We start from the raw sequence: 20947 nt of genomic DNA, 5'->3' as shown, positions 1-20947 counted from the left end.
CGGAGTATTATTTATTAACATTGAATACCCTCAATTCTGAGTAATTGATAAAAATCAATTTTTTAAGTGAAAAGATTTAACGGATTTAATGCCCAACTAAGGTACCTTTGCGGCGTCAGACATCTCAAGTCAGAGAATGCATCTTTATACATGAATCATGACAACAGACGAATACGCATCACAGATCGTTGAGCAATTAAAGACAGCAGAGAATTACACAGAGGTAGAAGCCATTATAGAGAAGAACGACTTTATTATCCAACGATGTTTAGCAAAATTGCAGAGCATTTTAGAGAATTTATCGCCACTTGCCTTTAACAGTACCGAATGGAGTAGCTTTCGTTATGCTATTATACATCTTCGCAGGCAATCACTGCTACAGGCAGTTACCAATTTATGAAGAACCCATCCTATATACCCAGTTTATTACTGAATAAGTGCCCACGTTGCAGACAGGGGGATCTGTTTAAGAACAAGAATCCTTATGTGCTGAAAAAGGTTTTTGATATGCATGACAATTGTCCTGTATGTGGACAAAAAACCGAACTGGAAATAGGCTTTTGGTATGGAACCGGGTATGTAAGTTATGTGGTTGCGGTGCTTTTTTCGCTATTCAATTTAGCCTGGTACTGGTTGATTTTTGGGATCAGCTGGAGAGATGACAGTGTTTTTCACTGGCTGATTGTGAATGGGATTCTGCTGGGATTGATCATGCCCGGGCTTATTCGCTGGTCAAGGACCCTTTATCTGAACTTTTTTGTGAGTTATGAACCAGGAAGGCTCCACAGGAAAGAGGCTGACCAAAAGCCTGTATAACATGATTTTGGTCAGCGCAATATTAGTTTAGTGGGAATTTCTGTTTCCACCTTAATAGTTTTTGCGGGTAAGTTGAGTCATGCTTTTCCCCATAGAGTTTTACGATTCCATTTACGGAAATACCAACGTACACCAGGTCGCGGTTCATATCTACTGCAATTGCAGCTTCATCTGTACCACAGTAATGGCGCCGGCAGCCCTGGTTATAGAGTATTGGGCCTTCAACTTCTACGGGTGGTGTCACATCAAACCGTTCTGTAAAAGCCACTTCTTCTTTTCCTAATAGTTGGCTGATACGTGTTTTAAGCGGTTCTTTCTCTAACATGCCGGTTTCAAGGGCATATTTACCATCAAATCGTTCAAATAGTTGCCAGGAAGCTATCTGAATTGGTTCTACAGTATCGCTGGCAGCTATCATTGTATCTGTTTCCGGAGGGACACACCGTTTTTTTTCTTCAATTTTAATTACCGTTGGTTGCTTACATCCTAAAATGCAAGCAGCCATTACATAAAGAGCAGCCAGTTGTCTATTAATCGTCATGGTTTCTTTGGTTCTATTAGGAATGACGAGTTACGGATAAAAAGCAGCTAAATCCGGATTATACTTCGTCTATTCACTTTCCTTTAAATACGGGTGTTCTTTTTTCAACAAAAGCCTGCATTCCCTCTTTTTGATCATCGGAGGCAAACAGCAGGTAAAAATTTTTACGTTCAAAATGCAATCCTTCCTCAAGAGAACTATCAAATGCTTTCAGTACAGATTCTTTTGCCATTTTTACGGCTAAGGGGCTTAGCGCTGCTATTTCGGTTGCCAGTTTAACGGCTTCCTGTAAGTATAGTTCTACAGGAACGATCCGGTTAATAAGTCCGGCCTTCAATGCTTCTTCAGCGGTAATATAACGGCCGGTTAAGACCATTTCCATCGCAAGGGCTTTTCCTATTGCTCTGGTTAACCGCTGAGTTCCCCCAGCACCGGGCATAACGCCAATTTTTATCTCTGGTTGTCCGAAGCGGGCCGTTTCACTGGCCACAATCATATCGCACAACATTACCAGTTCACAGCCACCGCCAAGTGCAAAACCGCTTACAGCAGCAATCAACGGCTTCTTAATTTTCTTTATTGTATCCCAGGTGCTGAACTGGTCAGTGTTAAACATATCCATAGCGCTTTTACCCGCCATCTGTTTAATATCTGCGCCTGCAGCAAAGGCTTTTTCGTTACCGCTAATTACGATAGCGCGTACACTGTCATCTGCATCCAGGATCTTTAATGCGTCTTTCAGTTCGGTCATGAGCTGTAAGTTTAACGCATTTAGCTCTTTGGGTCTGTTTAATTGTATATGCGCCACGTATGGGGCAACTTGCTGGTGTATGATAATATATTCCGGTTGCATATCCTAAGTTACGGAATTAATACTGCTACGATCGCTGTGAAATTTGCAAATATAAATTGTTTAGCTTGCTAATAATTAATTGACAATCAATATTTTTCAATTCTTTAAATCCGTGGTATAACCAAATGGTTGTATTTTTCAAAATAGTGGCGTATACAATATCTTTCCGGTAACTTCCGTTCAAAGTAGCACCTATTTCTAACTGTACAGTACGTTATAGGGGGTAAATATAAAATTATCTTATCAAAAATGAATCGAAGGATTATTTTTGCATCTAATATGTATATGAGAAAATTATTTTTGCTGATAGCTGTAGTATTTGGGCTGCAGGGAGTGACTAATGGCCAGTTTTATTACCAGGACATTTTCAATACTATACGTACGGAAAACAATCTGCAGGTATTAAAAGAAAATAAAGTGCTTACGCAGTGGGTAGAGAGTTTGGATGCGAATATGGAAAGCGATGATGATTTCAGGTGTCAGCGGGAAATACTGCAGAACTACCGGAAAATGAAGTCCAAAGTACAGTCCAGGGCTACCGGTTACTCCTCCATGATGTCTTACTTCTCCACAAATGGGAAGCTGACAAAAACGGTTGACAGTTCACAGAACAGTACCACTATCATCAATTATATCCGCGATACGGCTTACAAACTGACAGAGGTATACCTGGTGTCACAGGATCAGAAAAGTAAATATCAGTTTACAGAAACGAGAAGATATATTTATGATTCGCTGGGCCGTCCGCTAAAGATGATCCACTTTCATAATGACAGGATTCAGGATTCATCTACTGTTACTTTTACCTTGAATGAGAAGGGACAGGTAGCTGAAGAATTTGAGTCCGGCAATAATGTTTACAGTCAGCGGATATACTATAAATACAATGATAAAGGCTTGCTGACAGACATTGTACGCTACTCTCCTTCCCGTCAGAAAATGCTACCTGATTACATGTTCGAATACGATAATCTGAAAAGAATAACACAGATGACTACCGTGAACGGACAATCGGCGAACTATACTATATGGAAGTATACTTACAATATACAGGGCCTGCCGGATAAAGAGGAATGTTATGGTAAAAAGAATGAATTACTGGGGATAATCAAATACCGTTATTCTAAGTAATTATTAAAAATAAGGGGTAGGAATTTTGTTTTTTCAAAACAATTCCTATCTTTGCAATCCCAACGAAAAAACAACAGTTCTTTTAGCGGGTAAAGTTCTTAAAAACTATGCGGAAGTAGCTCATTTGGTAGAGCACGACCTTGCCAAGGTCGGGGTGGCCGGTTCGAGCCCGGTCTTCCGCTCCAGTAACAACACTTCCAAATTGCTTGCAGTTTGGATTTTTTGTTTCCAGGATACCCGGATGGTGGAATTGGTAGACACGCCGGACTTAAAATCCTGTTCTCCGCAAGGGGAGTGACGGTTCAACTCCGTTTCCGGGTACGTTTACCAGAGCAGAGGCTCTAAGAGATTAAAGGTCGTTCGAAAGAACGGCCTTTTTTGTTTGTACCGCTTTATTGCTTAAATTCAGTAGATATCCGGCATAAATTTATGAAGCCATTAGAATTGCAAATATTAACAGCAGATTTATTAAGCGGGTATATTTCAGTAACATCGGCTGAAATATTGACAACTGCCTATAGCCAGCTTTCTGATGCCCCATTATCTACCAAAGAATTCAGCTTTTATACATCTGTTGCATCTGTATATTCGAGCAAAATAGAAGGTGCTACTATTGAGCTTGATTCCTATGTTAAGCATAAAAGATTTGGAATAGAATTTGAACCTGATTATACCCGAAAAATTGATGATCTCTATCTCGCATATGAATTTGCCCAAAATCAAATTCCCAATAAAGCAACCATTTCACAAGCACATACGGTTCTGGCAAAACACATTGTAGCAAAAAACTGGCAGGGGAAATTCCGGAGCCAGAATATGTATGTTACAACCAATGATGGACGTATTGAATATATAGCTACTTCTCCTTTTGAAGTAGCTACAGAAATGAGTAAGTTTTATGCTGACCTTGAAATATTACTAGCAACAAATCTAACTATACAGGAAACATTTTTCTTTGCCAGTTTGATCCATCTGATATTTGTAAAAATACACCCCTGGAATGATGGTAATGGCAGAAGTGCGCGTTTATTGGAGAAATGGTTTCTGGCGCAAAAGTTAGGACCAGCAGCCTGGTTTATTCAATCAGAGAAATATTATTATATCAAGCACCAGGAATATTATAATCATATACGTCTTCTTGGAATTGAATATACCGAACTTGATTATTCCAAGGCATTACCTTTTCTGTTGATGTTACCACAGGCATTGGTGATGAAGGAGGAGAACTAATGTATAAATTCGTATCTATGCCTTTTGTGTTTTAAATATATCATATAGAAAATGGAAACATTGAATTTAATAACCCCACGACTCAATATAAGGCACCTTGTATCAACAGATCTCCCTGACTTTTATATTTATCGTTCGAACCCTGAAGTAACAAAATACCAGGGCTTTGATGTCATGACAATGGAACAGAGTGATGCTTTTATTAAAACAAATTCGGAGAAACATTATGGGAAAGCAGGAGAATGGGTACAATACGCAATTGAGAACAAAGAAACAGGAAAGCTAATTGGCGACTGCGCAATTAAACTTGATCAATACGATCTAAGAATTGCGGAAATAGGAATTACTATTTCACACCTTGAACAAAAGAAAGGTTATGCAAAGGAAGCCTTATTTACACTTTTGACTTTCCTGTTTGACACAAAAAATATTCATCGGGTTGTAGAAATCGTAGATGTCGAAAATACCGCCTCGATTAACTTGCTAAAAAGCATTAGCTTCCGACAAGAAGGACATTTTATTGAGAATATATTTTTTAAAGGAAAATGGGGAAGCGAATTTCAATATGCCATGTTGAAAAGGGAATGGGACAAAAGAAAAATATAACTATAAGTGAAATTCTTGTAATCGTAATTCATCAACGACAACCTTTAGCGCGCGGAAAAGTTCAGGGACAAGCTGCACTTCATCAATGATTAAAGTGTTTTTATAAGCAGACAGGATACTTTCCGGAGCTGATGATGCCGCCGCCATATGCGTAGGACGGTCAAATGATACATAAGAAGCAGCATCACTATTGCTGCCAATTTGTTCCCTGAGATTTTGTACGAGGGTACTTTTACCGGATTTGTCTAGCTCCATTCAGGAAAACAACAGGACTTACATTTAAAGCCTGTAGCAATCGTGAGGTAATATAACGGGGTAATGTTTCCATACCTTGCAAAACTAAAGACAACCTTTATAATTTCAAAAGTCAACCTTTATTTTTGCAAGAACAACGTACAATCTATTGACAATAAGGATCATGCCATCTATAAAATCTACAATCAGGTGATTTTAGGGATACACTTTAGTTTACCAGAAGGGATTGCAGCCACAGAAGCTTTGTTTATCAAATACTATTGTAAACTTCAAACAGGATTATCTAACAAATGTGTAAACCTATATTAGGACTATACCGATACTGGTTAGATTCATGGCTCCTTGTGCTATAAGCCCTATATAAGCCCTATACAACCCCTCTATAACCCCTCTATAAGCCCTCCTTATTTAAGGGGGACTTATAGAGGGGTTATAGAGGGCTTAATAACAGATTTTAAGTAAATCGTAGTACTTACACACTACAATATGGCCAGGCTTAAAGGAGCTATAGATTACACCGGGAAACCAGGAGGGTTTATCCGTCTATAAAAGAAGAGATATGGATGGTACATTTTCAGGATGTCAACCCCCTCTATTTTCTTTTCAATCATTATTTAAAATCAATCTCGTAATCAAATCCTTTAGATTGCAACTTATGGAGCCATTTTTTATATAAACTCCTTCCGGTTACAAGCTTACCTTCTTTCAAATATAGCGTCTCCCCTGTTATCTTACCACCACCCTCTTTTTACCTCGTTTCAGCCATCGGGCACTCACGGCATAAAGCAGGAAACCAGACATTACCGTAAACAGGCCAAAAATTGAGAAAGCACGTAACATGATGTTACCGATATTATCTCTGGACTGATAATCCATAGTGTGCAACATCCACAGGAAGTCGAAGATTCGCCATTTATTATTGCGAAACTTCTGAACAGTTCCCAGTTCTGTTGCTACATACACGGTAGTAGCAGTGGGATGCTCAAAGGTTACAGCATATGCCGGCAAGGCACTTTCCCGGTATTCATGGTGCCCGCCGGTGGCTGTTAAGTATTCTACCGATGCTATCTTCGGATTACCGTTAAACCGTGCCATAGCTACTTCTACAGCTTCCTGCCGGGAAAGCGCGGGCCTGATCCTGCTGGTAGTGGCATCAACGAGATAAACCTGGTGATGGCCGGAATGCTCATGCGACATGCCATTGCCTGCAACTCCTTTACTTCTTATCTGATAGTATGGTTTGCCCAGGATCTGTATTAACTGAATGGAAGATATTGAGTCTATCCCTGCTGTCTTTTTGATACTATCTAAAGCTACCGAAGGAGATACGAGTGGAAGGCCCGCCGATAACAACGGCTCCGGCTTTTTCTGGAAATCACCATGTACTTCGTCCATATTACTCCAGCTGAAATATAGACCTCCAATTGTCCAGAGCAGGAACTGAATGCCCAGGATAAGACCCAGATAACGATGTGACCTGCGAATGTAGTAATGCTTGCTTTTTGCCATGAAAATCTGAAAGTAAAATAATTGAAATGATTAAAAGCGAACCAATATTTCCGGATTGTATCTGAGATATTATTGAATCGTTTCTTTTACTTCTCCACAGGTCAGCATCTGATCTCCGAAATAAGGATTCTGTATTTCCTTATCACCGCTCAGCCAGTAAGCACCCTTGTTATTCATCGCCATAGGACAGAAATCAACATACAGCTGACCGCTATTCAGACCCGATTTTCTGGCCAGGGAAATGAAATCGTTACTTAATGCTGAAAACGCAATCCGTTGCTCCTCTATATCAGTTGTGGCAGTTATTTTTGAGGCATTTGAACTAATTGCTTCACCGCCTGCCACTTCTTTGGCTCCGGTTTCAATGGCATTACCTGCTAACCTGGCTTCTTTCACATCGCCTTTAATCAGCGCAGAAGTAAGGTGTATATAATGCTGATAAATTGCATTCAGCTTATCGTTCTTCAACTGAATTCCCGGTACGGAAGTAGTGCTTTGTGCTACAGCAACCTCCTGCTCATTGGTTGAGTCAATGGCCTTACTGTCTTTACTTACATTACTGTTGCCACATGAGGCCAGGAATATCAGGGCCAACAGATTAACCATTGCTACTTTCATGAATTGTTTCATTATTTTTTGATTTTTATAAATACGCAATTAGGTGTAAATGTTTAAATATCACATTCCAGACATACCAGCCATTGGATCTGATCCTTTTTTAAGAATATATTCAGAATACAATAAATAAGCGCCGGTAACTACCACCGTATCTCCTGCCTCTAATCCGTCTGTAATTTCAACAACATCGAAATTTTCCATACCTGTTTTTACCATACGGGGTTCAAATTTTCCACGTGCTTTTCCAATCCATACATGTGCTCCTTTACCATCTCTGATTACCGCGTTTACTGGCAGACTTAATACATCCCCCTTACTTTTAACCGGTAAAAAGATGTTTGCCTGCAAACCTGGTTGCCAGCGGTTATCAGGATTAGAAATACTTCCACGTACCTGCATCAATTGACTGCCACTTTGCAATGACGGATTGATAAACTGTACAGTCATGGTTTGTGGTTCATTTTCCCATCCGGCAATGATCACCTTTACTGATTGCCCCACATGAACAGCAGATGCTTCTGCGGGATACAAATCGGCTTCTACCCAAAGTTGATTATAACCTTCCAGACGCATAACGGCGCTACCCTCTCCTACATATTGTCCTTCCGAAACAATAAGTTCTGATACCACCCCGCTAACGGTTGCCGGGTAAATAACATAAGGGTTCACCTTTTGAGATTGTACCAACCTGCTGATCTCTGCATCTGATTGATCATACAGCACCAGCTTTTGCCGTGCGGCCTTCTCAATTTGCTGAAAACGGGCATCGTCCGGGAACTGTTTTATCTGTGCTGCTGCCATCAGGTACTCCTGTTGCAAGGATGCCAGCTGTTCTGAATATATTTTATACAAAGGCTGACCCTTGTTTACTTTTACACCTGTTTCTTTTATATAAAGCATCTCAATCCGGCCTGGCACCCTGCTTGAAATAACAGCAGATTTTTCGGGATCCGTTACCAGCCGGCCATTCAGTTGTTTGAAATTGGATAAAGTATCCGAACCTATAACCATTGTAGTGATGTTGCCCAGCGCTATCTGAGTTTCTCCCAATGTAAGTGAGCTTTCTTTATTATTCTTATCAAACGGCACCAGGTCCATACCGCATATAGGGCAGGTCCCAGGCTTATTCTGCACTATCTGCGGGTGCATGGGACAGGTGTAGGTTTGCTTCTTTTCATCAGCCTCCTGTTTTTTACCTGCATCTTTGCAGGCTGCCAGCAATAACACCGGCGCGAGTGAAACAAACACAACTGCTTTTAAAAAACTTTTCCTTTCCATGTCGTTATTGTTTCATTTAATTATTAGTTTTTATGAAGCTCTCACTATCCACCAAATAATAGGCATTGGAAGCTACCTTCCAGTCACCGATATCCGTAATCACCTGGATCATGTCTTTTACTTCCACTCCTGTTTCTATTTGAACCGGAACATATACATCCTTTTCTCTCCTGAAGACAATAGATTTATTACCCAAACGCCGCACTGCTTTTTTAGGCAGCCACCAACTGTCCGTATAAATTATAGGTACATTGGCAGTCAGCAACTGACCTACCTGCAAGTGATTGTCGCCCAGATACACCCGTGCCAGCGTAAAGTTCAGGCCATTGCGAAATACAGGTTCTATCAATCCAATATTACCGGATTGCATCGCGTTGTCGTCGCTGGTAGGGAAGAATAATAATTTCTGCCCACGTTTGATTCTTGCGGCTAATTGAGATGGAAAAGCAAATTCAGCTACAAGCGCTTTGGCCTGATAAATAGAAAAGAGCGACTGACCGGCACTTACATATTGCCCTTCACGTAATAATACAGGGGTGGCCGCTGGAGCCGTGGAGGGTGCAGGACCTGATGCTCCAGCCCCCATGCCGCCCATTCCGTCACCTGAAGCCACAGCTGAAGGAGCTGTGGCTGTGATGGCTGCAGGAACTGCTGCTGTTTTTTCAAGAATATATCCATCACTGTTACTATAAACAGGAATACGATAAAGGATATTACCGGTTTTAAGCACCTTGTCAATTTGCGAAGTTTGCATGCCCAGCAGCAATAAGCGTTGTTTTGCTCCGGCCAGCATTTCCTGGCTGTTACGGGCAACGTAGAGTAACTCCTGCTGTGCCGCTGCCAGATCAGGAGAATATATTTCCATAATAAGCTGACCTTTCTGTACTGGCTGATAATTATACTTTATCAGCAATCGCTCTACACGCCCGCCAACCCTGCTGGAAATACTGGTTTGGTTGCGGGTATCATAAGTAATAATCCCGTTTACTTCTGAGGCATAAATACGGGTGCCGCTTTCTCCCTGAATAACAGGAATAGTGGCAATCACCTGCGCATTAACGGGCCTGGTCAGCCTGGTAATACTACTATCCATTACCAGTTCCTTATTGTTATCCTTTAATACAAGGTCCATACCGCATATGGGGCATTTTCCCGGCTTATCACGGATTATCTGCGGATGCATAGAACAGGTATAAAGCTGACTGGTTTTATGTTCAGCATGAGCTGCCTTATCTGTCTTTCCTTTACAGGCTGCTAGCCCCAATAAGGCGACTGACAAAGGGAAGAATATTTTAACGATATAACTGTTTCTCATAATCCACTATCATTTCGTAGAGTTTTAATTTCTCATCCAGTACATTAGATTGCATCATGGTGAGCGCTTCCCAGGAGTCGATCACATTAGATAAAGCCAGTTTATTTTCCTGGTAATTCAGGAAATTGGCGTCCAATGTTTGCCGTAAGGCAGGAATGATTTTTTCTTCCATAGCTTCCACGCGTTTCTGCATCGACTGTATCTCATACTGCATACCGTAAAGCATCCCCTGCGTTTCCTGCAACATAGCAGCCCTCTCCTTTTCCATGGCCTGTACATTATACTGCATGGCTTTTACGCCCGACTTATACATTTTAGATGACCATGGTGCAATTGGAATGCTGATCATACCCATGGCGCTAAAGGCATTTGGCATCATACGGTTCAAAGGATACATATGGTCAAAACGTACCCTGAAATCGGGTTTCTTCTCCCGCTTCATACTTTCAATATTCAGCTGCATGGAACGGATGCTCTCATCCATTTTCACCACATCCTTCCTGGCAGTGGCAAGTGAGGCTGTGTCGTACGAAGGTGCCATCTCAAAAACGGGCTGGTAAGCGGTATCAATTTCAAACTCCTGGTTTCCCGGTGCATTCATCAGGCTATTAAGCCATGATCTTGCTTTTGCAATGATACCTTCCTGCATGCGGATCATGTTGTAATTCTCCTCAATCTTTGCTTTGGCTTTAAACACACCGCTGAGCTGGGATTGATTATACGGATACCGCACTTCCTCAATCTTCTTCATCGTTACCATGATCTTCTCATTCTCATGCAGTACGGCTATACGCTGTTGGGCAATGATCCAGTTAAAATAAAGACGCTTGGCCTGCGCTTTCATATCATTCAAGGTAATATCCCTGGTGGCGCGTTCTACATTTCCCTGGGAGGCAATATATTTCTTCTTTGCATTCAGCTTGGCTGGATTAGGAATGTCCTGTTCCACCTGAAGCATCAGGCTGCCTTTGTCCCTGTCGTCCATAATCACCTGGCCAGGGTAAGGTGTCATAAACGTTCCTATACCTACCATGGGGGCCATCCAGGCAGTGGAGGCATCTGCGCTATATTTATAGCTTTCTGCTTTCAGGCCATATGACTGTAACATTATATTATTCTTATCCACTCTCTGCAGAATGGTGTCCAACGGTAATACCTGGGCAACCAGTTTCAATGGCATCCAAAGCATTATTAATAGTATATATTTAGTGATGTACTTCATGAATATCTATTTTTCCATACTTGCGTAATTCGTATTCTTTCGACAATAAAAAGATCAAAGGTGTTACCAGCAGAATATGGGTGGATGAAGTAAGCACTCCACCAATCATAGGTAATACTATTGGCTTCATCACATCTGTGCCCACACTGGTAGCCCAAAGAACGGGAACCAAACCAAACAGCGATACACAAACCGTCATCAGCTTGGGGCGCAAACGTTTGGCTGCGCCGTGTATCACTGCCAGTCGCAGATCTTCCCTGGTAATTGTTCCGGAAGAATTGCCTTTCTCTTTCACCAGTTGCTGCATGGCATCGTTGAGGTAGATGACCATTACGATCCCCGTTTCTACTGCTATACCAAACAAAGCGATAAAACCTACTGCTACTGCAACGGACAAATTCACACCCCAGAAATAAATCATATAGGCACCCCCTATAAGTGCAAACGGTACCGTGATCAGGCTCAGAAAGGCTTCCCTGATAGAATTAAATGCGAAATACAGCGAGAAGAAAATGATCAGCAATACGATGGGAGCAATCCACAAAAGCGTTTTCTGACCACGGATAAGGTTTTCATACTGGCCGCTCCACTCCAGGTAATAGCCCTGTGGCAGAATGCCTTTGGCCTTACTCATTTTACTTATCGCCTCACTCACAGTACCGCCAAGATCCCGTCCGCGTACATTGAATAAAACGGCGCCGCGAAGCATCGCATTCTCAGAAGAAATCATCGGAGGCCCATCTTCAAACTTCACATCTGCTACAGAGGATAATGGAACTTCTCCAAAAGAAGCAGACATGATGGGGATACGTTTAATACGCTCCACGCTGTTGCGGTAATCCTGTGCCAATCGTACGCTGATAGAGAAACGTTGACGGCCTTCCACAGTATTACCGATTGGAGCACCTCCAAGGGCAGATTCCACTGTTTGATTTACATCATCTACGTTCAGGCCATAACGTGCCAGATCCTGCCGGCGAACATCAATGTTGAGGTATTTACCTCCGGTAACAGGTTCCACATAGAGGTCCATGATTCCAGGTGTACCTTCCAGGGCCATTTTCACACGCTCAGATACAGAGGCAATTGTATCCAGGTTCTGGCCGTATACTTTAACCCCTACGTCCGTACGAATACCTGTGGCGAGCATATTGATACGGTTAATAATTGGCTGTGTCCAGCCATTTACCACTCCGGGAATCTGCAACTTGCCATCCAGCTCATTGATAATATCTTTCTTGGTTATGCCTTTCCGCCATTGAGCTTTGGGTTTCAGCATAATGATGGTTTCTATCATACTGATAGGAGAATTGTCGGTAGCCGTACTGGCACGTCCGGCTTTTCCCAATACCTTATCTACTTCCGGAACAGATTTAATGATCTTGTCCTGCACCTGCAAAATACGCTTGGCCTCAGCATTGGATATGTCCGGCAGCGTTACGGGCATAAATAATATATTTTGTTCATCCAGTGGTGGCATAAACTCACTTCCCAGACTTTTAAGCAGGGGAATAGTAATAACCAGCGCTATTACATTAATAGCAATGGTAGTCTTACGCCACTTTAATACACCTTTTATAATAGGCTCGTAAATTCTCTCCAATATCCTGTTCACGGGGTTATCATGATCTGGTCTAAACTTTCCTTTCATAAAGAAAGAGATCAGCACTGGTGCCAGTGTTATTACCAGGAACGCATCTACGATCATGATAAAAGTCTTGGTATAAGCCAGCGGGTGAAACAGTTTACCCTCCTGACCGGTCAGCATGAATACTGGCAGAAACGAGGTAATGATAATGATGGTCGCAAAAAATACCCCACGGGATACCTGCTTGCTGGACTTCTCAATTATCTGAAGCCGCTCTTCTTCGGATATCCATTGCGGAGATTTTTTAAATATATTCTTCAGCCAGTTCATAATTACTTGTTTTTTTGTTCGTCCTGCCACTGCATGTACCGTTCTGCCAGGTGTTTATAGGCATTTTCGCTCATGATGATCCCATTATCCACAATGACCCCGATTGCCAGTGCAATGCCTGTTAACGACATGATGTTGGAAGAAATACCAAATGCATTCAGCAGGATAAAACTTGCCGCCAGGGTAACCGGGATCTGTATAATGATACTAAGGGCACTACGCCAGTGGAAAAGAAAAATGATCACTACAATAGACACTACTATCATCTCTTCAATAAGCGTATGCCTGATAGAATCTACTGATTCTTTAATGAGCTCACCTCTGTCATATACAATATCAAACTTTACTCCTTGTGGAAAGCCTTTGGCTACTTCCTGCATTTTTGCTTTCACCTTATCAATTACAGCAGCTGCATTCTCACTATAACGCATTACCACAATACCGCCTACACGTTCTCCCTGACCATCCTGGTCAAAGATGCCCAACCTGGTTTCTCCGGTCATCTGAACGGCGGCTATATCCGATACCCGGACAGGAATACTGTTCTGTGTTTTAACAGGAATATTCTCTATTTCAGCTATTGACTTTAAGTAGCCGGATGTTTTAATAATATAGCCAATATCACTAAGCTCAAATTTTCGTCCTCCCGATTCATTATTATTGGCCCGTACTGCATTGATAACTTCCGCTACTGAAAGTTTATAATAAAGTAGTTTGTTGGGATCAACTGTAATCTGGTATTGCTTTTGAAAACCGCCGAATGAGGCTATTTCACTAACGCCTTCTACATTTTGCAAGGCAAATTTTACGTACCAGTCCTGCAAAGCCCGTTGTTCTCCCAGGTCCATTTCCGGTGCATCCAATGTATACCATAGAATATGCCCTACACCGGTACCATCTGGTCCTAGCTGTGGGGTTACTCCTGTTGGTAATGTTCTGGAAATGGTACTCAATCTTTCCAGCACTCTTTCTCTTGCCCAGTAAATATCTACGTTATCGTTAAAGATGATATAGATAAAACTCATTCCGAACATAGAAGTACCACGTACATATTTTATTTTGGGTAATCCCTGCAAATTAGTCACCAGCGGATAGGTGATCTGGTCTTCGATCAGTTGCGGTCCGCGGCCCATCCATTCTGTAAATACAATCACCTGGTTTTCGGACAAATCCGGAATAGCATCAATGGGGTTCTTCTTTACCGCAAATATGCCCCAGGCAAACATTGCTGCCGCCATCACCAGTACAATAAACCGGTTGCGCAATGACCATTCTATAATACGATGTACCATATCTCTTCTTTTCTGTAAACCGATGCAGCAGGCATTCTGCCTCATCTGCCGTATAATGTTTTATTTGCCTGTCACCTGATGCATGCCCATGAGATAGCTGTTACTGACAGCAGCACAGAACAAGCCATTACAATCGCATGGCGTTGGCTCATAAATATGTAATTGATGGAAGTTGGGTTTGAGGCTATGCAGAAGTCATCGCATATGCCAGGGGGTATTCGTGGAATCAGATAAGAAAGGTGCAGTTTAATATATGGGGCGGTACTTTGCTACTTCGCGGTGGTGCATTACTGGTTGGATATTCTACGACCAAAGAAAGTGAATGAACCTGTGGCAGTTCAAAATAAGAAACGGGAGTTTCCAATGCTGCCATCTGAATGAAATGAAAAGCATTTTCAGCTGCCTTCTGGTCTTTCTCCAGTTTTACTGTTTTGTGCTCATCCCTGCAGCATTTCTTAGCAGTTACTTTACTTTGATCAGCCCCACACTTGTTGCATTTTTTAGCGTCTGCATGCCATAATCCTACTTCTACCAGCTTTCCCATGCAGTAATGCATGTGGAAAGTGGCTCCGATGGAGGAACCAACATACAGAAAAGCTAATATGAGCGCCAGGGCCTTTTTCATTTCATGACAAAAATAGACTAATTCTTAAATTATTTGTTATATAATTTGGGGCTTGTTTTATATTTAAGAGTTATACGGACAACCAGTGGCCGTCCGTATAATGATTGGGCTATCATACCAATGCTTCTGCCTTATATCCTGCTTTTTCTATAGCCTGTTGTATTTCTTTTTTGCCGGCTTTATCGGTCGAAACTGTTAACACCTTGTCCGGACTTTGAAGATCCACTTCCCAATTGTCCTGCCCTGCTAAGTCATTCAATACAGGTGTAACAGTAGCGATACAACCTGAACATTTGATATTTGTTTTAAACTGTACTGTTTCCATTGTTATTCCTTTTTAAAATTAGATTATAATGTAAAATTAAATGGTTTGATCCACGCCATTGTTATACAATCATTACTACGTTTTATATAATTATTGGCGTCTTTAAATTTTTGCTGCTTTCAAACGCAAACTGTTGCTGACAACACTCACAGAACTGAGCGCCATAGCAGCTCCTGCAATCATAGGATCTAATAAAAATCCGTTGACAGGAAATAAAATACCTGCTGCTACAGGGATACCAATTATGTTATAAATAAATGCCCAGAAAAGATTCTGTTTGATGGTGCTGACTGTTTTCCGGGAAAGCTTCAATGCTTTGGGAATACTATTCAGATCAGATGTGATCAGGGTCATTTTTGCTACATCCATTGCAATGTCAGAACCTTTGCCCATGGCAATGCTTACGTCTGCCTGGGCCAGAGCCTGAGAGTCATTGATGCCATCTCCTACCATTGCCACGATCTTGCCTGTCTGCTGTAATTCTTTTACGAATGCTGCTTTATGAGAAGGAAGCACTTCGGCCTTGTATTGTTTTATTCCTGTTTTCCTGGCGACTGCTGCAGCGGTGTGCGTATTATCACCAGTAAGCATATACACTTCAATACCATCCTTCTGCAATGATGCAATGGCCTCTCTGGATGTTTCCTTTATTTTATCTGCGATGGCAATTACTGCCAACAGTTTTTTGCCTGCTGCAAAATAGATTACTGTTTTGGCGTCTTCCTGCAGAGACGCTGCTTGCGTTGCCAGTTGTTTATCAACAGTAATACCATTTTCATCCATTAGTTTCCGGTTACCGGCCAGGTAAATCTGCTGTTCAAAAATAGCCTTTACTCCCTGACCAGTCAGGCTTTCAAAGCTATTCAGTTTAACAGGTTTTGCTCCACCATCATTCAGATATGTTACTACTGCTTCCGCCAGCGGATGTTCCGACATCTGTTCAAGGGAATACAACACTGATTCCTGCACTATTGGATTATTGATCTGTGCATTCCATATCATATCTGTTACTACTGGCTTACCTTCTGTAATTGTGCCGGTCTTATCCAGGATAATGGCATTCACTTTATGGGCCAGTTCCAGGCTTTCGGCATCTTTAATGAGAATATTGTTTTCAGCACCTTTACCAACGCCCACCATGATAGCGGTAGGAGTTGCCAGACCTAACGCACACGGACAAGCGATCACTAATACTGTTACAGAAGTAAGCAATGCATGAGTGAAGGCATTGTCCCCTCCTATCACCATCCAGATTAGAAATGTAAGAATAGCAATACCGATCACTACTGGTACAAAAATTCCGGCAATCTTGTCCACCAGCTTTTGTACCGGTGCTTTGCTGCCCTGGGCTTCCTGTACCATTTTAATAATTTGTGCCAGCAGTGTATCTGCGCCCACTTTCTCGGCCCTGAACCGGAAGCTGCCTTTCTGGTTAATGGTACCCGCAAAAACGGGATTCCCACTATTCTTTAATACTGGTACGGGCTCACCGGTTATCATGCTCTCATCTACATAAGAAGTTCCGTCTGCCACTTTACCGTCAACAGGAATCTTTTCTCCTGGTTTCACTAACAGCAGATCCTGCACTTTTACATTAGAGATGGGAATTTCCCGCGTATTGCCAGATTCATCTACCAGCAAAACTGTTTTAGGTTGAAGTCCGATGAGCTTTTTAATAGCTGAGGAAGTATTGGATTTGGCTTTTTCTTCCAGCAGTTTGCCCAGCGATATAAACGCAATTACCACAGCTGCTGCTTCAAAATAAACGTGTGCATGTAACCCGCGCTGATGCCAGAACTCCGGATATATTGTATTAAAGGCACTGAATAACCAGGCGATACCTGTACTCAGCGCCACTAATGTATCCATATTAGCTTTACGATGTTTTGCCTGTTTCCAGGCATTGATAAAGAAGTTACGACCCAGGAAAAAAACTACCGGGGTTGCCAGTGCCATCATGATCCAGTTGCCATAAGGCATATTCATAAAGAACATTCCAATAATCACTATGGGCAAGGATAATACAGAGGCCCAGATGGTGCGTTGTTTCACCTCCCGGTAATGGCGCTGCTGAGCTTCTTCCTTTACTTCATCCTGATTCTCTTTGTCGATCACCAGGTCATAACCAACGGAACGAACACTGCTTTGCAGCATTTCCGGGGTTACCAGTGTATGATTATATTGTACCCAGGCGGTTTGATTGGCAAAATTTACTCCGGCATCCTCTACACCGGGTACGGACTTTAACATTGATTCCACGCTTATGGCACAGGCTGCGCAGGTCATTTCCAGCACGGGAAAGGTATCTTTTGTGGTGCCTCCTTTGTGCTTCCTGTTTACTGCTGATTCCGGATGTAATGATATAGCTGATGACATAAAGTTCTTATTTTATACAAAGCTACTTTGTCCCCGGGGCTCCGGCGTTACACTATTCATTAGGAATTGTATATAATTTTAAGACTGGCTATCAGAAAAATCATTGAAAGTTATCCGGTCATGTAAGAATTGGTTAGATAATCGTCCTTTTTATGTACGTTTACCTGAAACAAACAAATGGCCCTTAGTTTGAAGTTTGTGTCAGGTTGACGACAAGTTCGTCGTGAGTCTATAATTGCTTCATAGATAGGACATACGTTGAACAATCTTTGAGCACTAATATGCGATCTAAGGGTGTCCAACGTATGTCCAAAGTATGTTCAACGTATGAAGCAACTATAGACTCACTATTAACTTGCTCTAATGTTACCCATATGTCAGGTACAAAAATTGTAGGATATTTACCCATATAAAAACCCTCTGTTATGAATTCACGTCGTGACTTTTTGCAAAAAATTACTGCTTCTGCGATAGCCTTTTCCGTATTTCCCCGATACGGACTGGCAGAAAATCCGGAGCTCTACGATGGCCCAGTGTTAAGAGTAGCTATTATGGGACTTGGAAGTTATGGTTCCCGGGTGGCAGAAGCCATGCAATTCTGTAAAAAAGCAAAACTGGTAGGACTGATCAGCGGTACTCCCTCCAAGGTCAAAGACTGGCAGCAGAAATATAACATTCCGGAAAAGAACTGTTATAACTACGAGAACTTCGACAAGATTAAAGACAACCCGGATATTGATGCCGTATATGTGATAACGCCAAATGCCCTGCATCGTCCGCAGGTTATAAGAGTAGCGCAAGCCGGCAAACATGCGATCTGTGAAAAGCCAATGGCAGTGAATGCGAAAGAGGCACAGGAGATGATAGACGCATGTAAAAAAGCCAATGTGAAATTACTGGTAGGTTATCGCATGCATTTTGAGCCACATACTTTAGAGGTTATCCGTATGAGGAAAGCCGGGGAATTGGGAAAGATCCTGTTTTTCCAGGGATTGTGTGGATTCAAAATAGGTGATCCTACCCAATGGCGGTTAAACAAGCAACTGGCAGGCGGTGGCTCTTTAATGGATATAGGCATTTATGCGCTGAATGGCGCACGTTATATGGTGGGTGAAGACCCAATATGGGTAACTGCCGAAGAGACGAAAACAGACCACGTAAAATTCAAAGAAGGGGTGGATGAAACCATCCAGTTCCAACTTGGATTCCCCAGCGGAGCTGTAGCCTCCTGCCTGTCCACGTACAACATGAACAATCTGGATAAGTTTTTCCTGAATGGCGAGAAGGGATTTGCAGAATTACAACCCTCTACCGGGTACGGGCCTATTAAAGGACGAACCAATAAAGGTGAACTGAATCAACCGGTGGTAGTACATCAAACTTTACAAATGGAAGAAATGTCTGCCATCATACTGGAAGGTAAACAACCGGTAGTTCCTGTGAACGGAGAAGAAGCATTGAAGGACCTGAAAGTTATGGATGCTATTTATGAGGCTGCGAAAACCGGCAAACGGATACCTTTGGTGTTGTAGAAGATTGTTCTCAGATGTTCAGGCTGCTCCTTTAATCAAAAAATTGGTGACCTTGCATTAAACAACTATCTATGGCATCTTACCCGGTAAAAATCATCTCGTTACAACAGGTAACCCATGATGTAAAACGTTTTCGTATAGAAAAACCTGCAGGCTATAAATATACTCCCGGCCAGGCGACTGATGTATCTGTCAATAAACCAGGATGGGAAAATGAAACCAGGCCCTTCACATTTACATCATTAAACAGTGATCAATGGCTGGAATTCACTATCAAAAGATATGCAGATCATGAAGGGGTCACCAACCTGCTGCATCAATTGGCAGAGGGAGACGAATTAACCATCCGTGACGTATGGGGAGCTATCGAATATAAGGGTCCTGGTTATTTTATAGCAGGTGGTGCCGGTCTTACCCCGTTTATTGCTATTCTCAGGGAATTACATCAACAAAATAAGCTGGATGACAATGTATTATTCTTCTCTAATAAAACGGCTGATGATATCATCTATCAGGAAGAATTAATAAAAATGTTAGGTAAAAACGCACATTTTATTCTTACCCGCGAGAAAAAAGAAGGTTATGAAAATGCACATCTCAACAAAGAATTCTTTCAGTCAAAAATAACTGACTTCAGCAAACACTTTTATGTATGTGGTCCGGATAAAATGATCCTGGATGTAAATGCGGCACTTGAACAATGCGGGGCTACCACCGAATCTTTAGTCTTTGAAAAGTAAACGTCCCCTTTCAAAAAATACTGACGCAAATCACCCCCTTTAATAATTCCCATCATAGGCCTTTTTTTTACATCCGGCTAATTTTGGGTGAAACAGTAGATGCAATTTGCGCAGAATAAATATTTGAAAATGGTAAACGGTAAACTTGAGGAATTATTAACGACACATGAGTCCTGGAAAAAAGGTTTAAAAGTTTTGGAAGATGAAAACATACATTTCAAAACCAGGCTGGCCCAGATCTTAAAAACAGAACCCAACAAAGAGCAGTTGGAAGTATTAGAATATTTTCAGAACAAGTTCCTCAAAACTGATGAACAAATAAGCCTTCTAAGGCATGAGATCAGGGAACAGCAATACTTCCTGCAACCCGCTTCGAATACAAATGGCCTGCAACTCAGGAAAAGTATAGATATGCAGAAAAGACTGGAAGTAAAAATCATCATCATCACAGAAAACTTTGACAACCTGCGAATATCGTTCAACGATTATCTGTCAGACAATTTTTCTTAACCCATAGTTTTCCTTCTTCTGGCAACGGATAAAAACAGGATTCCAATCCGTATGCCCATCTCCCACCCCTGCTGTGTGATATATAAAAAGGACGGCTGTAAGGCTTTGCCACAAAAACGTAATACAAACTGAAAATGAGCACTTTATCATTGATAAGCCTGGATTCCAGCATATAAGGCCGGATACCCACCGGTATAGAACCAGAAAGGTAACCGCCTTACCAGAATTATTGCATCGGGGAATTTCAGATTCATT

The 20947-nt window shown here is 41.8% G+C and carries 21 protein-coding genes and 2 tRNA genes; 10 read left to right on the top strand and 13 right to left on the bottom strand.

Annotation, left to right across the window (positions count from 1 at the left end; all coding sequences use genetic code 11):
- The first annotated feature begins 157 nt into the window (after nucleotides 1-157).
- Together BM176_RS27775 and BM176_RS27770 are read left to right on the top strand one after the other, a co-directional pair.
- Nucleotides 158-400: a hypothetical protein gene (locus BM176_RS27775; RefSeq protein WP_090107667.1), complete on the top strand. Its 243-nt coding sequence runs from the start codon at nucleotides 158-160 to the stop codon at nucleotides 398-400.
- Nucleotides 397-816 carry a DUF983 domain-containing protein gene (locus BM176_RS27770; RefSeq protein ID WP_090107666.1) on the top strand — a complete coding sequence of 140 codons (420 nt, stop codon included), beginning with the start codon at nucleotides 397-399 and terminating at the stop codon, nucleotides 814-816. The genes BM176_RS27775 and BM176_RS27770 overlap by 4 nt, the downstream gene beginning before the upstream one ends.
- 22 nt (nucleotides 817-838) lie before the next feature.
- Here BM176_RS27770 and BM176_RS27765 read toward each other — a convergent pair whose 3' ends face one another.
- Together BM176_RS27765 and BM176_RS27760 are read right to left on the bottom strand one after the other, a co-directional pair.
- Entirely contained in the window at nucleotides 839-1357 is a 519-nt protein-coding gene (locus tag BM176_RS27765; RefSeq protein WP_143097943.1) for a hypothetical protein, read from the bottom strand.
- Nucleotides 1358-1430: 73 nt separating this feature from the next.
- Complete coding sequence (locus tag BM176_RS27760; RefSeq protein ID WP_090107664.1) at nucleotides 1431-2210, bottom strand: enoyl-CoA hydratase-related protein; 780 nt, start codon at nucleotides 2208-2210, stop codon at nucleotides 1431-1433.
- 285 nt (nucleotides 2211-2495) lie between these two features.
- On the opposite strand from BM176_RS27760, the gene BM176_RS27755 reads away from it, so the two are divergent.
- The 5 genes from BM176_RS27755 to BM176_RS27735 all read left to right on the top strand — a co-directional run bounded on the left by BM176_RS27755 (nucleotide 2496) and on the right by BM176_RS27735 (nucleotide 5177).
- Nucleotides 2496-3341, top strand: coding sequence for a hypothetical protein (locus BM176_RS27755; RefSeq protein WP_090107663.1), 846 nt, complete (start codon nucleotides 2496-2498; stop codon nucleotides 3339-3341).
- A gap of 109 nt (nucleotides 3342-3450) precedes the next feature.
- Nucleotides 3451-3526: transfer RNA gene (locus BM176_RS27750), tRNA-Gly, on the top strand.
- Nucleotides 3527-3576: 50 nt separating this feature from the next.
- Nucleotides 3577-3662 (top strand) — tRNA-Leu (locus BM176_RS27745).
- A 108-nt stretch (nucleotides 3663-3770) separates the two neighbouring features.
- Nucleotides 3771-4571, top strand: a complete 801-nt coding sequence (locus BM176_RS27740; protein WP_090107662.1) for a Fic family protein — start codon at nucleotides 3771-3773, stop codon at nucleotides 4569-4571.
- 51 nt (nucleotides 4572-4622) lie between these two features.
- Entirely contained in the window at nucleotides 4623-5177 is a 555-nt protein-coding gene (locus tag BM176_RS27735) for a GNAT family N-acetyltransferase (protein ID WP_090107661.1), read from the top strand.
- Here the strand turns inward: BM176_RS27735 and BM176_RS27730 are convergent, their stop codons facing one another.
- The 11 genes from BM176_RS27730 to BM176_RS27680 form a co-directional block, all read right to left on the bottom strand.
- Complete coding sequence (locus BM176_RS27730) at nucleotides 5178-5432, bottom strand: AAA family ATPase (RefSeq protein ID WP_090107660.1); 255 nt, start codon at nucleotides 5430-5432, stop codon at nucleotides 5178-5180.
- 726 nt (nucleotides 5433-6158) lie between these two features.
- The gene (locus BM176_RS27725; protein WP_090107659.1) at nucleotides 6159-6941 is read right to left on the bottom strand and encodes a hypothetical protein; all 783 of its coding nucleotides are present in this window, start codon (nucleotides 6939-6941) and stop codon (nucleotides 6159-6161) included.
- Nucleotides 6942-7010: 69 nt separating this feature from the next.
- Nucleotides 7011-7571, bottom strand: a complete 561-nt coding sequence (locus BM176_RS27720) for a DUF3347 domain-containing protein (RefSeq protein WP_090107658.1) — start codon at nucleotides 7569-7571, stop codon at nucleotides 7011-7013.
- Nucleotides 7572-7619: 48 nt separating this feature from the next.
- On the bottom strand, nucleotides 7620-8837 hold the full coding sequence (locus tag BM176_RS27715; RefSeq protein ID WP_090107657.1) for an efflux RND transporter periplasmic adaptor subunit: 1218 nt from the start codon (nucleotides 8835-8837) through the stop codon (nucleotides 7620-7622).
- Nucleotides 8838-8853: 16 nt separating this feature from the next.
- The gene (locus tag BM176_RS27710) at nucleotides 8854-10152 is read right to left on the bottom strand and encodes a heavy metal-binding domain-containing protein (RefSeq protein WP_090107656.1); all 1299 of its coding nucleotides are present in this window, start codon (nucleotides 10150-10152) and stop codon (nucleotides 8854-8856) included.
- On the bottom strand, nucleotides 10130-11374 hold the full coding sequence (locus BM176_RS27705; protein WP_090107655.1) for a TolC family protein: 1245 nt from the start codon (nucleotides 11372-11374) through the stop codon (nucleotides 10130-10132). Before BM176_RS27705 ends, BM176_RS27710 begins: the two co-directional genes overlap by 23 nt.
- Complete coding sequence (locus tag BM176_RS27700; RefSeq protein WP_177230568.1) at nucleotides 11358-13292, bottom strand: efflux RND transporter permease subunit; 1935 nt, start codon at nucleotides 13290-13292, stop codon at nucleotides 11358-11360. The genes BM176_RS27705 and BM176_RS27700 overlap by 17 nt, the downstream gene beginning before the upstream one ends.
- Nucleotides 13293-13294: 2 nt before the next feature.
- Complete coding sequence (locus tag BM176_RS27695; protein ID WP_255373598.1) at nucleotides 13295-14629, bottom strand: efflux RND transporter permease subunit; 1335 nt, start codon at nucleotides 14627-14629, stop codon at nucleotides 13295-13297.
- A gap of 181 nt (nucleotides 14630-14810) precedes the next feature.
- Complete coding sequence (locus BM176_RS27690; protein WP_090107654.1) at nucleotides 14811-15209, bottom strand: HYC_CC_PP family protein; 399 nt, start codon at nucleotides 15207-15209, stop codon at nucleotides 14811-14813.
- A 112-nt stretch (nucleotides 15210-15321) separates the two neighbouring features.
- On the bottom strand, nucleotides 15322-15534 hold the full coding sequence (locus BM176_RS27685; protein ID WP_090107653.1) for a heavy-metal-associated domain-containing protein: 213 nt from the start codon (nucleotides 15532-15534) through the stop codon (nucleotides 15322-15324).
- Between the two features lie 102 nt (nucleotides 15535-15636).
- Nucleotides 15637-17910, bottom strand: a complete 2274-nt coding sequence (locus BM176_RS27680; protein WP_090107652.1) for a heavy metal translocating P-type ATPase — start codon at nucleotides 17908-17910, stop codon at nucleotides 15637-15639.
- Nucleotides 17911-18335: 425 nt separating this feature from the next.
- Between BM176_RS27680 and BM176_RS27675 the strand changes: the two genes are divergently transcribed.
- From BM176_RS27675 to BM176_RS27665, 3 genes are all read left to right on the top strand, one after another.
- Entirely contained in the window at nucleotides 18336-19442 is a 1107-nt protein-coding gene (locus BM176_RS27675; RefSeq protein WP_090107651.1) for a Gfo/Idh/MocA family protein, read from the top strand.
- A 71-nt stretch (nucleotides 19443-19513) separates the two neighbouring features.
- A complete protein-coding gene (locus BM176_RS27670) occupies nucleotides 19514-20182 on the top strand; it encodes an FAD-binding oxidoreductase (RefSeq protein WP_090107650.1) in 669 nt (222 codons plus the stop codon).
- A 129-nt stretch (nucleotides 20183-20311) separates the two neighbouring features.
- Nucleotides 20312-20692: a hypothetical protein gene (locus BM176_RS27665; RefSeq protein ID WP_143097942.1), complete on the top strand. Its 381-nt coding sequence runs from the start codon at nucleotides 20312-20314 to the stop codon at nucleotides 20690-20692.
- The last annotated feature ends 255 nt before the right edge of the window (nucleotides 20693-20947 follow it).

Source organism: Chitinophaga sp. CF118, from assembly GCF_900112615.1.
Classification (GTDB): domain Bacteria; phylum Bacteroidota; class Bacteroidia; order Chitinophagales; family Chitinophagaceae; genus Chitinophaga.
The sequence above is the reverse complement of the archived record's forward strand: the minus strand, read 5'-3'. Positions and strand labels throughout refer to the sequence as shown.